At 69.9% G+C, this 13,760-nt stretch carries 13 protein-coding genes; 5 read left to right on the forward strand and 8 right to left on the reverse strand.

What is annotated here, in order from left to right; genetic code table 11:
* Nucleotides 1–93: 93 nt before the first annotated feature.
* Genes AC3A5Z_RS20095 through AC3A5Z_RS20105 form a run of 3 tightly spaced genes read right to left on the reverse strand, consistent with a single transcriptional unit; the run spans nt 94 to nt 3,389 of the window.
* Nucleotides 94–1,095: a glycosyltransferase family 2 protein gene (locus AC3A5Z_RS20095; protein ID WP_487521075.1), complete on the reverse strand. Its 1,002-nt coding sequence runs from the start codon at nt 1,093–1,095 to the stop codon at nt 94–96.
* A complete protein-coding gene (locus AC3A5Z_RS20100; protein ID WP_487521076.1) occupies nt 1,092–2,492 on the reverse strand; it encodes a hypothetical protein in 1,401 nt (466 codons plus the stop codon). The genes AC3A5Z_RS20095 and AC3A5Z_RS20100 overlap by 4 nt, the downstream gene beginning before the upstream one ends.
* A gap of 12 nt (nt 2,493–2,504) precedes the next feature.
* Nucleotides 2,505–3,389, reverse strand: a complete 885-nt coding sequence (locus AC3A5Z_RS20105) for an acyltransferase family protein (RefSeq protein WP_487521077.1) — start codon at nt 3,387–3,389, stop codon at nt 2,505–2,507.
* A 177-nt stretch (nt 3,390–3,566) separates the two neighbouring features.
* On the opposite strand from AC3A5Z_RS20105, the gene AC3A5Z_RS20110 reads away from it, so the two are divergent.
* A complete protein-coding gene (locus AC3A5Z_RS20110; protein ID WP_487521078.1) occupies nt 3,567–4,316 on the forward strand; it encodes a WecB/TagA/CpsF family glycosyltransferase in 750 nt (249 codons plus the stop codon).
* On the opposite strand, the gene AC3A5Z_RS20115 is transcribed toward AC3A5Z_RS20110, so the two are convergent.
* A complete protein-coding gene (locus AC3A5Z_RS20115; RefSeq protein WP_487521079.1) occupies nt 4,299–5,282 on the reverse strand; it encodes a glycosyltransferase family 2 protein in 984 nt (327 codons plus the stop codon). The two genes, AC3A5Z_RS20110 and AC3A5Z_RS20115, sit on opposite strands and share 18 nt — an antisense overlap.
* A 291-nt stretch (nt 5,283–5,573) precedes the next feature.
* On the opposite strand from AC3A5Z_RS20115, the gene AC3A5Z_RS20120 reads away from it, so the two are divergent.
* Nucleotides 5,574–6,500 (forward strand): CpsD/CapB family tyrosine-protein kinase, encoded by a 927-nt coding sequence (locus tag AC3A5Z_RS20120; RefSeq protein ID WP_487521080.1) that lies wholly within the window; start codon nt 5,574–5,576, stop codon nt 6,498–6,500.
* Between the two features lie 55 nt (nt 6,501–6,555).
* Complete coding sequence (locus tag AC3A5Z_RS20125) at nt 6,556–7,854, forward strand: Wzz/FepE/Etk N-terminal domain-containing protein (RefSeq protein ID WP_487521081.1); 1,299 nt, start codon at nt 6,556–6,558, stop codon at nt 7,852–7,854.
* Between the two features lie 57 nt (nt 7,855–7,911).
* Here the strand turns inward: AC3A5Z_RS20125 and AC3A5Z_RS20130 are convergent, their stop codons facing one another.
* The 3 genes from AC3A5Z_RS20130 to AC3A5Z_RS20140 all read right to left on the reverse strand — a co-directional run bounded on the left by AC3A5Z_RS20130 (nt 7,912) and on the right by AC3A5Z_RS20140 (nt 10,860).
* Entirely contained in the window at nt 7,912–8,625 is a 714-nt protein-coding gene (locus tag AC3A5Z_RS20130; RefSeq protein WP_487521082.1) for a sugar transferase, read from the reverse strand.
* Between the two features lie 470 nt (nt 8,626–9,095).
* Complete coding sequence (locus AC3A5Z_RS20135; RefSeq protein ID WP_487521083.1) at nt 9,096–9,305, reverse strand: hypothetical protein; 210 nt, start codon at nt 9,303–9,305, stop codon at nt 9,096–9,098.
* Between the two features lie 202 nt (nt 9,306–9,507).
* Entirely contained in the window at nt 9,508–10,860 is a 1,353-nt protein-coding gene (locus tag AC3A5Z_RS20140) for an oligosaccharide flippase family protein (RefSeq protein WP_487521084.1), read from the reverse strand.
* A 123-nt stretch (nt 10,861–10,983) separates the two neighbouring features.
* Here AC3A5Z_RS20140 and AC3A5Z_RS20145 point away from each other — a divergent pair, with 123 nt between their 5' ends.
* Complete coding sequence (locus tag AC3A5Z_RS20145) at nt 10,984–12,177, forward strand: glycosyltransferase (protein ID WP_487521085.1); 1,194 nt, start codon at nt 10,984–10,986, stop codon at nt 12,175–12,177.
* Nucleotides 12,174–12,965: a hypothetical protein gene (locus tag AC3A5Z_RS20150; protein ID WP_487521086.1), complete on the forward strand. Its 792-nt coding sequence runs from the start codon at nt 12,174–12,176 to the stop codon at nt 12,963–12,965. The genes AC3A5Z_RS20145 and AC3A5Z_RS20150 overlap by 4 nt, the downstream gene beginning before the upstream one ends.
* Here AC3A5Z_RS20150 and AC3A5Z_RS20155 read toward each other — a convergent pair.
* Nucleotides 12,947–13,651 carry a winged helix-turn-helix domain-containing protein gene (locus AC3A5Z_RS20155; protein WP_487521087.1) on the reverse strand — a complete coding sequence of 235 codons (705 nt, stop codon included), beginning with the start codon at nt 13,649–13,651 and terminating at the stop codon, nt 12,947–12,949. The two genes, AC3A5Z_RS20150 and AC3A5Z_RS20155, sit on opposite strands and share 19 nt — an antisense overlap.
* Nucleotides 13,652–13,760: the final 109 nt, after the last annotated feature.

The following is a 13,760-nucleotide window of genomic DNA, read 5'->3' on the forward strand; positions in this document are numbered from 1 at the left end:
GTCCGTCTTGCACGGGGCGGCAACAATCGCGCTTTCCGGCGACAATCCGCGCGCCGCCGGGGGTGGCAAACCCGGTTTTCGCCGATGCCGGCGTTACCAGAAACCGGCGCCCGCGCCGCGCGCCATCCGGATCTGTGCCGATACATAGACAATCGCGTCGAAGCCCGCACCGGCCAGCAGCACGACCCAACGCCCCGGGCGGCGCAGGTCGCGCGGGCGGCGCAGGATGCGGGCGGTGCGTTTGGTCAGGAAATGCGGCGGAACGAATCCCCACCAGCGCGGCAGGCGGGCACGGATCGTGGCAGCGAGCCAGGTCTCGTCCTTGGCGGCGCGGGCGAGTTCGGGCTGCCGCGCGGCAGGCGGCAGCGCCCTCAGCCGGTCGAAGGCGGCTGCGTTGATGGCGGAGCCGATGACGATGCGGGTCTGGTGACGGAGCAGCCCGGCAATGGTGCGCTCGGAGGCGTAGAGGTGGAAGACCGCCGGATCGCCGTCGATGCGCGACAGATCCTCAGGCGCGGTCAGCGCGTCGGTCAGCAGCATGGCGCGCAGGAAGCCGTCCTCGACCGGCAGGCCGATCGGCAGGTGCAGGCGGCGGGCGGTGGGGCTGCGCAGCGCGTAGAGCTGGCCGCAGATCGCGCTGCGCCAGTCGTCCAGCGTGCCGCCCGCCGCGGCGATCAGCCGGTCCTGCGCGCCATCGGGTGCCTCCGCGATGTCCTTCACCGGGCGGCTGTTGAAGGCCAGCGCCGCCGGATGCGCCGCCAGAGCCTCGGCCAGCCGGGTCAGGCTGTCGGCGGCGGGCAGGCGGATATCGGCGTCGCAGAAGATCAGAAGATCGGCCTCGGGGCGGCTGAGTTCATGGACGAAGACGTTCCACGTCCGCGACTTCCCGCCCTCGGGCAGATCGACCACCCCCACCGGCCCGCCCACCGCACGGGCCAGCGGCACGGTGGCGTCGCGGCAGCCGTTGGCCAGAAGCAGCGCCCGCACGTCATGCCGCGCGAAGATGTCCTGCGCGGCGATCCCGCGCAGCATGGCGGCAATGCCCGCCGCCTCGTCATGGGCAAAGATGCCGATGTCGATGCGGAGCCGGGTCACAGCACCGTCCGGCGCCGGGGCGGCAGGGGGGCTGCGGCCTGGACCGCCGGACCGGGCACGCGGGCGAGGCTTTCGACATGGCCGAGCAGCGCGCCGGCCATAAGCCAGGTGAAGGGGATGAGCGTGGCATTGGGCAGCATGTCGATCAGATTCACCCCGAGGATCACCGCGATCACCGCCGCGAAGGGCGAGAAGGCCTCGGCCGGGCGGCGCAGCGCCTCGGCCCCCAGTTTCAACAGCGGCAGCGCCAGCAGGCCGAACTGGGCGATGTAGCCGATCCAGCCGTAGATCCCGAGCGAGATGATCCAGGCGCCGTCGGCAATGGTCAGCATCCGCCCCGTCTCGGCATCGTAGACATGGTTGCGCCCGTAGCCGCCCCAGCCGAACAGCGGCTTGTCGCCGGCATGGGCCAGCAGCGTCTCCTCGTTGGCGAAGCGGAAGCCGAGCGATCCGGCGCGGTCGGCGTCGATGCCGCGTGCGATGTCCAGCAGCGCCTCGAGCGGCACCAGATGCAGGCCGCGCATCAGCGGATAGCAGACCGCCACCAGCGCCATCAGCGCGGCGAGCGCCAGGAGCATCCGCCGCCCTGCGACCAGCACCAGCGGCAGCAGCCCCAGCGCATAGACCATCGGCCCCAAGCTCTTGCACAGCACCAGGAGCAGGCAGAGATAAAGCAGCGCCGCCACCAGCTTCGGCCGTTCGGCCGGGGCGGCGGTGCGGGCGAGCATGGCGGTGGCGAGCACGGTCATCAGCGCGAAGAAGGCGACCCAGAGCCCGTGCGGCAGGAAGACGATGGGGCGGAAGCCGCCCATCCGCATGGTCTGCTCGAAGCTGTGCTGGAAGAAGCCGTAGATCCAGACGTTCATCTGGGGGCTCAGCCGCACCTCGATCAGCATGGGGATCGAATAGATCAGCCCGGCGACCAGCAGCGCGACTGCCAGCGCCCGCAGCGCCTCGGCGCTTGCGAGATACCGGCGGGCGAGGAAGAAGGGCAGCAGGGCAATGGCCTGATTGACCACGGCGGCGACGGAATCGTAGATCCGCATCGCCGGCAGCGCCCCGATGGCCAGCCGGATCGGGTCGTCATTGGTCAGCACCGTGGCGAAGGGCCCGAGCACGAAGCACAAGATCAGGAGCTTGCCCAGCGCGCCCTCGGGCAGCATCGACACCCGGTCCTTCAAGAGGAACAGCGCCAGCACGAAGGCTGAAAGGTTGGGGATGCTCGACTTGTCGAGATCGGGCACCACCGGCAGGTTGATCGCCACCAGCGGCGGCAGCGCCAGATAGCCGCCGAGCACCGTCCAGATCAGCGCCTGCGCGGGCGGCAGCCGCCGGAACAGCACCAGCGCCACGAAGGGCCAGACGAGCAGCAGCAGGAAGGCGAAGGGGTTGGGCATCGGACTCCTCGGTCAGGCGATGCGGCCGGGGGCGAGCCGTCGCAGCAGGGCTGCGGCGGCCAGCGAGGCGGCAAAGGTGAAGAGCGCGAGGCCGACTGGTCCGGCTCCGGCGAGGAACTTGTAGCCGACCAGCATGAAGAACGGGTGGACGAGGTAGATGCCGAAGGCGAGCGAGCCCGCCCAGCGCAGCCCCTGCCCCGGCAGGTCCAGGCGCCAGAGCGCCTCGAACAGCCCCGCCGACAGCAGAAGCTGCACCGACCAGAAGCTCTGCGTCATGGCAAAGCCGCCGAGGCTGATCGCCAGCGCCGCCAGGAGCGGGTCGCGGATGCGGCCCTGCGCATGGCCGACTGCCGCCAGCGCACCATAGAGGAAGGGCGGGAAGGCGTAGCACCATTGCGGCAGGGGCTCGGGCATCGGCACGAAGCCGTGCAGCGCATAGAGCGGCAACGACAGGAGGACGAGCAGCACGCTCGCCACCGTCAGCGCGCGCGGGCTCTTCAGCCACGCCGCCATGAGCGGAATGGTCGGCGCTGCCAGCATCACGAAGGGCAGGAACCACAGATGGATGCTGGAGCCGATCAGCAGCGACCACGGATCGGTCAGCAGCGGCGGCAGGCCGGGCCCGTCCCACATCGCGACGCGCAGGACGAGGAAGAAGGCCGACCACACCAGCCAGGGCAGCACGATCCGCTGTGCCCGCGCCGTCCAGGAAAAGGAGCCGTCGGAGCGTTGCAGCGACTGCATCGACAGAAAGCCGGTCATCACCAGAAACAGCGCCAGCGCGGTGTAGCCGATGTATTGCCCCGGAGCATGCAGATGCGCCCAGACGATGCCGAAGGCCGCAGCGATCCGGGCAAGGTCGATGGAGGGGCGGTGCTTGCGCGGAAGCGGTGTCATGTCTTTCGGCCTAGTGCAATCGCCGCAGCCGGGCAACGCATCTGCACGGGCGGTTGCTTCGGATGTGGAAACAGAATGTTGCTGGTGTTTCCCCGCCACGCGCCCTGCCTGCGGGAGCGGCACGTCGCCAAGGCTCGGCGGCCCGTGCTAGGGAAGACCACGAACCGGAGATCTGCCGTGCTGTTCCGCTATCCCGACCTCACGCTGCGCATCACCCTGCCCGACCGCGCTGCCCTGCTGTCGGCGGTGGGCGCACGGCTGGCGGCTCGGCAGGGCTTCGCGCTGGCGACGCTGAACCTCGACCATCTGGTGAAGCTGCGCCGCTCGCCCGACTTCCGCGCCGCCTATGCCGCGCAGGACATGGTGGTGGCCGATGGCAACCCGGTGGTCTGGCTGTCGCGGCTGGCGGGGAAGCCGGTGGCGCTGGTGCCGGGCTCGGATCTGGTGATCCCGCTGGTGCAGGCAGCGGCAGAGGCCTGCGTGCCGGTGGCGCTGGTCGGCAGCCGTTCCGAGGCGCTGGAACGGGCGGCGGAACGGCTCAGGCGCGAGGTGCCGGGGGTCGATATCGCCGCGCAGGTGGCGCCGCCGATGGGCTTCGACCCTGAAGGCGAGGCGGCCGGGCGCATCCTCGGCGCCCTGCAGGCCCAAGGCATCGGCCTCTGTCTGGTGGCGCTCGGCGCGCCGAAGCAGGAGCAGTTCGCGGCGCGCGGGCGCCGGATCGCGCCGGGGGTCGGCTTCGCCTCGGTCGGTGCCGGACTCGACTTTCTGGCGGGGGCGCAGCAGCGGGCGCCGCTTTGGGTGCGGCGGCTGGCGCTGGAATGGGTCTGGCGAATGCTGTCCTCGCCGCGCCGTCTGGTGCCGCGCTATGCCGCCTGCCTCGCGATCCTGCCGGCCGAGGTGGCGGCGGCGCTACGGCAGCGGGTCTGACTTGTATTCGATGAGCCGCGGCGCCCGCTGCCTGAGCCGCCCGAGCCAATAGCCCATGACCCCTTGGGCCTCGGCCAGCTTGCCGAGCACCGAGAACACCGCCGCCTGCCAGTCGCCATCGCGCAGCCCCAGCCGCAGCACCTGCGCGGGCCAGAGGAGCAGCAGCAGCAGCCCTGCCGGATGCCAAAGGGCCGCCAGCAGCGCGCCAAGCGGCACCCCCGGGCCCCAGACGAGCGCGCGCCGGGTTTCGCGCCGCCAGTGCCGCTCCGGCCCCGCGCCATGCAGCGCCGCACCTTCGGCAAAGGCATGCCCCGCCCGTCGGCTGCGCCGCCACCACTGGCCGAAATGCAGGATCGCGGCGTCATGCAGCGTCATCTCGGCGTCGATCCGCCAGATTTCGCCCCCCGCCCGCGCCAGCCGCAGGCAGAGCTCCGGCTCCTCGCCCGCGATCAGTGCGGCGCGATAGCCGCCCGCCGCCTCCACCGCGGCAAAGCGCATCATCGCATCGCCGCCGCAGGCCGTGGCGCGCCCGACCGGCGTATCCCACTCGCGGTCGCAGAGCCGGTTGTAGACCGAGGCCCCCGGCTCCCGCTCGCGGCGACGCCCGCAGACCACCACCGCCTGCGGGGTCGCGGCAAGGAAGTCGCGCGCCTTGGCGATCCAGGCCTCGGCCATTTCGCAGTCGCCATCGACGAATTGCACCAGATCGGGCGGGTCCTGCGCCAGCGCCGCCAGCCCCGCATTGCGCGCCCGGGCGGCGGTGAAGGGCTGGTCCGCGTCCAGCACCACCACATCCACCCCCGCCCGCGCCGCCAGATAGGGGCTGCCGTCGCTCGACCCGCTGTCGACATAGACCACCCGCCGCACCCGGCCCCGCAGCGACGCGAGGCAGATGCCGAGCCGCGCGCCCTCGTTGCGGCCGATGACCACGGCATCGATCGGGAAGGGCGGTGAAGGATCGGACACGGCGACTCCGGGAACTGTGACAGCGCGATCCTGACGCCTCGGAGGCGGCTTGTCACGCTGTCCCGTCAGACCGTCACAGGGCCGGGGCTTTGGGGCAAAAACCCTTTCTTGAAAGGGCCTTATCTGCTATCCAGACCTGATGCGGGCGGGGGCCCCGAGAGAGATGCAACCGGGGCGGATACCCTCTGTTTCCGGCAGACGAACAGTCGGGCGCGGGCTTCCCGCCGACCCGGCGACCAAGACAGAAGCAGGGCGGATCGCCGACACCGCCGCACAAGGAGCCTGACCCGGATGCCGGATCGCCACAAGCCGGAGCCCCACAGCCTTGATCCGCTGGCCCGCCGCACGCTGCGCCCCGAGCCGGGCCGCGCCAAGGGCGCCGCGCGCGCGCCGGGCGTGCCGCTGTTCCGGCAGGCGGGGGCCGAGGGCGCGGCGCTGGCACCCCTGGCCGACACTGGCCCGTTTTCGGGACCAATCTTCAACCTGACGCTGAACACCGACCGGGTGTGGGATTCGCTCACCGCCGTGACGCTTTCGGCAGCGCATCTGGCGCGCAACGGGCTCTTCCCGCGCAGCAGCGACGATCCGGCCTCGGTCGCCTTCGACATCCTGCGCACCCGCATCCTGCAGGCGCTGCAGGAGCGCGGCTGGAACCGGATCGCCGTCACCTCGCCGACGCATGGCTGCGGCAAGTCTTTCGTGGCGGCGAACCTCGCCTTCAGCCTCGCGCGGCGGATGGGCAGCCGCACGCTGCTCGTCGATCTGGAGCTGCGCACCCCCGGGCTCGCCCCGCTTCTGGGCCTGACCGAGGTCGGCGCGCTGGAGGATCTGCTGACCGACCGCCAGCCGCTCGAGGCGCATGTGCTGCGCGCCGGTCGCAATCTGGCGCTGGCGCTGAACGGCGCCCCGGTGCGCGCCGCCTCCGAGCTTCTGCAGGAAGACAGCTGTGCCGCGGCGCTGTCTTCCATGCTGGAGCAACTCGACCCCGAGGTGGCGCTGTTCGACCTGCCGCCGGTGCTGGTGGGGGATGACGTGCTGGCGCTGCTGCCGCAGGTCGATGCGGTGCTGCTCGTCTCCGACGGCACCCGCACCACCGCCGAGGACATCCGCGCCTGCGAGCGGCTGTTCGAGGGCCGCGTGCCGCTTCTGGGCGTGGTGCTGAACCGGGCGCAGGACCGCAACCGGAACCGCTACCGCTACCGCTACGGCAAGACGTGACGGCCGCCGGGATCATTTGCCCGGCGCGCCTTGATTAGAGACAGGAATAACGGCCATGGGTCCGATCCAATCCTTCGACGACCTGCTGGGACTTCTGTCCCGGCGCAGGGTGCTGATCACCTCGGTCGCCGCGCTCGGCATCCTCGCCGCGCTGGCCTATGGCAGGGCCCAGCCCAGCCTGTTCGAGACCGCCGCCGTCATCCAGGTGGAAACCCCGGTGATCGCCGACGAGACCGGCGTCATCGGCCCGAGCCGCGCGGCGCAATCGCTGCAGCTGATCCAGCAGCGCCTGACCACGCGCGAGAACCTGATCGCCATGATCGAGCGGCACGGGCTCTACGCCGACCAGCCGGGCCTCAGCATCGACCAGAAGGTGGCGGCGCTGCGCGCGTCGATCCGCACCGAAAGCGTGGCTTCCGCGTCACAGCAGGTGATGGGCAGCGGGGCCAGCGTCTCGGCGCTGATCATCAACGCAAGTGCGCTGCAACCCGAACAGGCGGCGCGGATCGCCAACGATCTGGCGCAGGGCGTGCTCGATCTCGGCAGCGCCGGGCGTGCCGCCCGCTCGCGCGAGACGACGCGGTTCTTCCTCGAGGAGGAAAGTCAGGTCAGCCGGCAGATCGCCACGCTGGAGGACCGTATCGCCGACTTCAAGAACCGCAACAGCGACAGCCTGCCCGCCGCCAACGAGTCGCGGCGTGACGAGATCACCGAACTCGACGCCGAAATCCGCACGCTCGACCAGCAGCTCGTCGGCCTTGCCGGAGAGACTGCGGTGCTGGAGAACAACCGTGCCCGCCGCAGCCTCGAGGAGCGCCAGCTGGAAAGCGCCCGGGCGCGGCAAACGGTGATCGAGGCGCAGAAGGCCGCGCTGCAGACCCGCCGCGCCGAGGTCGAGGCCGCCATCGCCCGCACCCCCGCCATCGAGCGCGAGCTTTCCGCCTTCGACCGCGAGCTGCAGCAGTTGCAGAGCCAGTATGAGGTGGTGACCACCCGCCTCGCCGAGGCCCGCACCACCCAGCGGCTCGAAGAGCGCGACCAGTCCGAACGCTTCAGCCTCCTGGAGCGGGCAATCATCCCCGACGCGCCCTCCAGCAGCCGCGCCACCAAGATCACCGTGCTCGGCGTCGTCGCCAGCCTCGGCCTCGCCTTCGGGCTGGCCTTCCTGCTGGACCTGATGCACCCGGTGCTGCGGACGCAGGCACAGATGGAGCGCGCGCTCGACCTGCGCCCGGTGGTCACCATTCCCGAACTGCGCCGCCCGCGCCGCCCGCTTCTGCCTCGCCCAAGCTTCCTCGGTGCCGGAGTGGTGCTTGCGGTGGCGGCCCTTGCCGCAGGCGCGTTGGCCGGCTGATCCCCCGGAATGCAAAAGGCCCGCCTAGGCGAGCCTTCATCGGCGCTGGGTCGGCCGTCAGCAGCCGTTCGCGCTCAGCACCACGTTCACCGTCCGCAGCAGCACCTCGGCATCGGTCCGGAACGACAGGGCCTCTTCGTAATCCGCGTCATAGCCCGCCCGCGCCACAAAGCTGGTGCGGTTGCGCCCGGCGGTCTGCCAGAAGCCGGTGATGCCCGGACGCAGCGCGTAATAGGCCATGCCGGGATAGAGGCTCTGCTGGTTCAGCATCATCGGGCGCGGGCCGACGAGGCTCATGTCGCCGATCAGCACGTTCCAGAGCTGCGGCAGCTCGTCCAGCGAGGATTTGCGAAGGAACTGCCCGATCGGCGTGATGCGCGGATCATTCTGCAACTTCTGGGTCTGCTCCCATTCCTCGCGCGCCAAGGGGTTGGAAGCGAGGTAATCGGCCATCTGCGCATCGGCATCCTTTACCATGCTGCGCAGCTTCCACATCCGGTAGGGCCGCCCGCCCCGGCCGACGCGCAGCTGGGTGTAGAACGGCCTGCCGCCATCGCTGGCCACCATGATCGCAAGCGCCAGCACCAGAGGCAGAACCATCGGCAGCGCCAGCACGATCAGCAGCAGGTCGAGGAAGCGCTTTGCCCCATTGCGGTAGAGCCCCCGCCGGCGCGGCACGAGCACCCGGCGCAGCGGCTGGACGATCTGCGCGGGCTCGCACACGTCAGACGGTCGCGACAGCGCATCCAGCCTTGGCAGAGGGATCGTCATTGTTGAAGGCTCCGGAACAGTAACACGGATGAACGGGACAGGCGGCACCACCCCGCCGGATCGCTTGCAGGAAAATCCTGCCTGCCGCCCGGCGGAACCAGAAAATTGCCAGGCAAGAGCGCGGCATACTCACAAGAGGGAAGCAACAGCTCCCTCTTTCGATTTTACGCCGCCGCCATCCTGCTTGGCGACTGCGAAGGCAGCGGCCCGGCGGCAAATCCGTGCCCTCGGATACGAATTTTCCGGCCCCGGCAGCCCGCGCGGCCTCGGCCTTCCCCGCGCGTCAACCGCTGGCTGTGTGGTGAAAATTTAATGCAATTTAGGGGATTTAAGGTGATTCGCGCTGGCGGGGCCCCTCGGCCGCCTCTTCGCCGCGCCGTCACCCCGTAGGGGCGGCCCTGCCCCGGAACGGCAGCGGGCGGGGAACTGTTTCCCCGCCCGCTCGTGCCGAATAAACCTTGGGTTGAGCCCTACTGCGCCTGCGTCGCCGCCTGCTTCTGCGCGCGCGGCGCCCGCCACTGGCTGCGGGTCAGGGCGAAGGCGAGGAACAGCAGCGCGCCGAGCGTGCCAGCGAAGGGATAGACCGCGAGGGCGACCGGAATCGAATAACCGTGAAACAATACCCAGATCGACAGGCTGAGACCTGACAGGATACCGGAGAACATGATTCCAAATGTCACGCGGGCCGTCTCCTCCTCGGGCAGCATCGACACGGTCTGCGACCGACGATGTGCAACTTCATTCACGTTACATGGAATGCCCTGCAAAACGTTCAAAATGAGGCAAGCGCTGCGGCAGGATCATGGCGTTTCGCTAGAATTAAGAAGATTTCCGCCGAGATTGGTTCTCCGTTCGCGACAAAGCCTGCAATACGGGCATATTTTAGCCTGAAATTGATGCAATCGTCGTAAACCTGCCGCTCAGCGCAAGAATCACTGCCAACCCCCCGAGCGCGAAGAAGAAAAGATCGTGCAGCGCGTCCCAGGCGCCGTGCCGCCGCGCGAGCCAGATCACCAGCGGATGCGCCGCCAGAAGCGCAACCCCTTGAAATAGCAGCGCCCCCTGCAGGCCGGCCCATTCCGCCCCCACCAGCAGCGCCACCGTCTGCATCGCCGCCCGCGCCGCCATCACCAGGAAGAAACTGCGCGAATCGCCCGCCGCCAGCGCCGCCTGATCGTAGGTCATGCCGATCGCCAACGGCATCTGCAGGCAGGCCACCGCCACCACGATGCTCCCCGCAGCCGCATAGCGCGCATCATAGAGCAGCCCGACCAACGCCTCGCCACCGAAAGCCATCAACGCCAGCAGCCCGAGGATGACGGCCGTCAGCCCGAAGCGCATCCGCCGGAGCCGGGCGAAATTCTCGGCCGAGGCGGCGGGCGGGCGGTCGCGGTAGAGCGGGATCAGGATGCGCCCCACCACCGCCCCGCCCAGCAGCAGCGGGAAGGAGGCGAGGAAATAGCCGATGTTGTAGATCCCCAGCCCCTTCAGCGGCAGATAGGCTCCGAGGATCGCCTTGTCGCCCTGCCACAGGAGAAAGCCGCAGGCGGTGGAAAGGAAGATCCATTTGCCGAAATGGATCAGCTCCTGCGCCGCGCGGGGCTCCCAGCGAAAGCGGTTCGCCGGGCCCGGCAGATGCCGCTGCATCAGCCAGAGCTTCACCGAGGAGCCGATGATCGCCCCCAGCACCAGCGCCCAGACCGACCGCGTCGCAAGCCCCAGGAGCACCATCGCGACGATGCCGATCACCTGGCTCGCCAGATCCAGCGCCGTCACCCGCCCCAGCAGCAGATGCCGGTTGGCGGTGTCGATCCGCGTCGGGTTGAAACCGGCGATCAGCAGCGTCAGCCCCGCCGCGGGCAGCAGCCGCGCCAGCTCCGGCGCGTCGTAGAGCCGGGCCACCGGCAGCGCCAGCGCACAGGCCGCAAGCCATAGCCCCGCCCCCCGGATCACCTGGATCGTCCAGGCGGTGTCGAGGAACGCCCGCTCGTCGCCGCGCGGGCTCTGCGAGATCGCCGGGCCGATGCCCACGTCGGAGAACATCGCGAGCCCGACCAGAAAGACCGAGACCAGCGCCATCATCCCGAACGCCTCGGGGAACAGCAGCCGCGTCAGGATCAGGTTGGAGCCGAGCCGCATCGCCTGCGCGAAACCGTAGCTGGCCGCGGTGATGGCCGAGCCGCGCATCGCGCGCGCAAACAGCCCGTTGCCCGCAAGCCGCTGTAACACTGTCATTCCCCGGTCCCCTTTGCGCGCGACGGTAGAAGCGCCCCCTGCGGGGGTCAATCACGCTAAGGGCTAGGCAACCGCCCTGCCGCAGCCTATGCCTTGTCGCGGATGAAGTTGCCAAGGGTGCCGATGTCGCTTGCCTATCTGGTGAACACCTACCCCCGCGCGTCGCACAGTTTCATCCGGCGCGAGATACTGGCGTTGGAGCGGGCCGGACATCCGGTGCACCGCTTCGCCATGCGCAGCGACCGCGACAGCCTCACCGATCCGGGCGATCTGGCCGAGGATGCACGGACCGAGCATGTGCTGCCCCTGGGCGCGCCTCGGGTGATCCTCTCGGCCCTCGGCTGGCTGGCGGGGCGCCCGAAACGCGCGCTGGCGGCGCTGCGGCTGGCACTCAGCTGCGGCACGCAGGGCGGGCGGATCAAGCATCTGATCTACCTGACCGAGGCTGCGCATATCGCCCGCCGTTGCCGCAGCCTCGGCATCAGCCATCTGCACGCGCATTTCGGCACCAACTCCACCACCGTGGCGATGCTGGCCGAGATCCTCGGCGGGCCGCGCTTCAGCTTCACCGTCCACGGGCCGGAGGAGTTCGACTCGCCCGTCGCCCTCAGCCTGAAGACCAAGATGCAGCGCGCGGCCTTCACCGTGGCGGTCAGCTCCTATGGCCGCAGCCAGCTCTACCGCTGGGCCGATCCGGCGGACTGGCCGCGCATCCATGTCGTGCATTGCGGCATCGAGCCCGAGCGTTTTCCCACCGCCCTCCCCCTGCCCGAGACCGGGCCGCGCCTCGTCGCCATCGGGCGGCTGGCCGAGCAGAAGGGCTTCGCCCTGCTGGTCGAGGCCATCGCCCTCGCCGCCCCCGCGCTGCCCGATCTGCACCTGACGCTGGTCGGCGACGGGCCGCTGCGCCCGCAGCTCGAGACCGCGATCGCGGCGCAGGGGCTGTCCGACCGCATCACCCTCACCGGCTGGGCCGACGAGGCGCGGGTGCGCGCCGAGCTGGCCAAGGCGCAGGCGCTGATCCTGCCCTCCTTCGCCGAGGGCCTGCCGATGGTTGTGATGGAGGCGATGGCCGCCGGGCGTCCGGTGATCGGCACGATGATCGCCGGTGTGCCGGAGCTGGTGCTGCCGGAGGAGACCGGCCAGCTGGTGCCCGCAGGCGACGCCCCGGCGCTGGCCGAGGCAATCCGGGCGCTGGCCGCCACGCCGCATGCCACGCTGGTCGCCATGGGCGCCGCCGCCCGCGCCCGGGTGTTGGAGCGGCACGACGTCAACCGCGAGGCCGCGCGGCTCGCCACGCTCTTCGGTCTCGCATGATCGCCCTCGCCGCCGCCAGCAATGCGCCACCGATCCTCGACGCCAACCTGCGGCGCTCGCCGCTCCTGGCCCACACGCCGCTGCATGTGGAATGGCACGCGCCCTCCGCCGCCATCGCCTACAACCGCGCGCTCGACGCCACCCATGCGCCGCTTGTCGTCTTCGCGCATCAGGATGTCTACCTGCCCCCCGGCTGGGACAGGCTGCTGCTGGCCCGCATCGCCGAGGTCGAGGCCCTCGACCCCGACTGGGCGCTGATCGGCGCCTTTGGCATGGCCGAGGATGGCGCGCCGCTCGGGCCGGTCTGGTCTTCATCGCTGGGGATGATCGTCGGGCGGGTGCCGCAGCGTCCGACCCGGGTGCAGTCCTTCGACGAGATGCTGATCGTGCTGCGCCGCGCCTCGGGCCTTCGATTCGACGAGGCTGCGCCGGGCTGGCACATGTATGGCACCGACATCGTGCAGCAGGCCCGGGCGAAAGGGCTCGGCGCCTGGGTCGCCGCCCTGCCCTGCGTGCACAACGACCGCCCCCACGGCACGCTGGGGCAGGAGTTCACCGAAGCCTACCGTTTCATGCAGCGCAAATGGCGGGCGGTCCTGCCATTGCGCACGCCGGTCACCAAGATCAGCCACAGCGGTCTGCCGCTCTGGCGCGACCGCTGGCACAACCGCCGTTCGGAAGGCCTGCGCGCCGCGATGGCCGTCGACTTCGAGACCGACCCGAGGCTCCACGCCGCCCGCTGCGGCTGGGCCGATCTCAGCGCCAGCGCTCAGGCGGTGAACGCGTAGCCCACGCCATGCACGGTGCGGATGAAATGCGAGTTGCGGTTCTTCGCCGGGATCTTGCGGCGCAACCGGCTGACGATGCCATCCACCACCCGGTCATAGCTCTCCCAGTGCCGCCCCTTGATCGCATTCATGATCTGGTCGCGGCTCAGCACCTGACCACGCCGCGAGATCAGCGCCGCCAGCAACTCGAATTCCGAGGTGGTCAGCTCAATCTCGTCGCCATCCGGCCCCCAGAGCTGCCGCGCCGGCAAGTCCATCCGGTAGCCGTCGAATTCATGGTCGCCCCGCTTCTGCGACACGCGCGGCGCCTGCAGGGCGCGCTGGCCGATCCGGCGGAAGAGCGCATTCACCCGCGCCGCCAGCTCCCGTGCCCGCAGCGGTTTCGCCAGTGAATCGTCGGCTCCGCTCTCCAGCCCGGTCACGTCCTCCGCCTCGCCGCCGCGCCCGGTCAGCATGATGATGCCCCGGTCGGTGACGCGCCTCAGGTCCCGCACCAGCGAGAAGCCGTTGCCGTCGGGCAGCGAGACGTCGATCAGATAGATGTCCACCTCCCGCTCGGCATCGAGCTTGCGGAACTGCGCCAGACTGCGTGCCGTGACGACGTCGTAGCCCTGCTCTCCCAGCGTTTCGCGAACGGTGGCGAGGACCGCGAATTCGTCATCCAGTGCGAGAATACAGGGAGCCATGGGCCTTCACTCCGCCAGTGCGTGTCAGTTTATCATTCTGACAACCTTAGCGTGTTCACGCCAAAAATAAAGGTCGCGGAGACCCCGAAGCAGGGCCGAAAGGCCGCAT

Source organism: Cereibacter sp. Soil_C_27 (assembly GCF_057657095.1).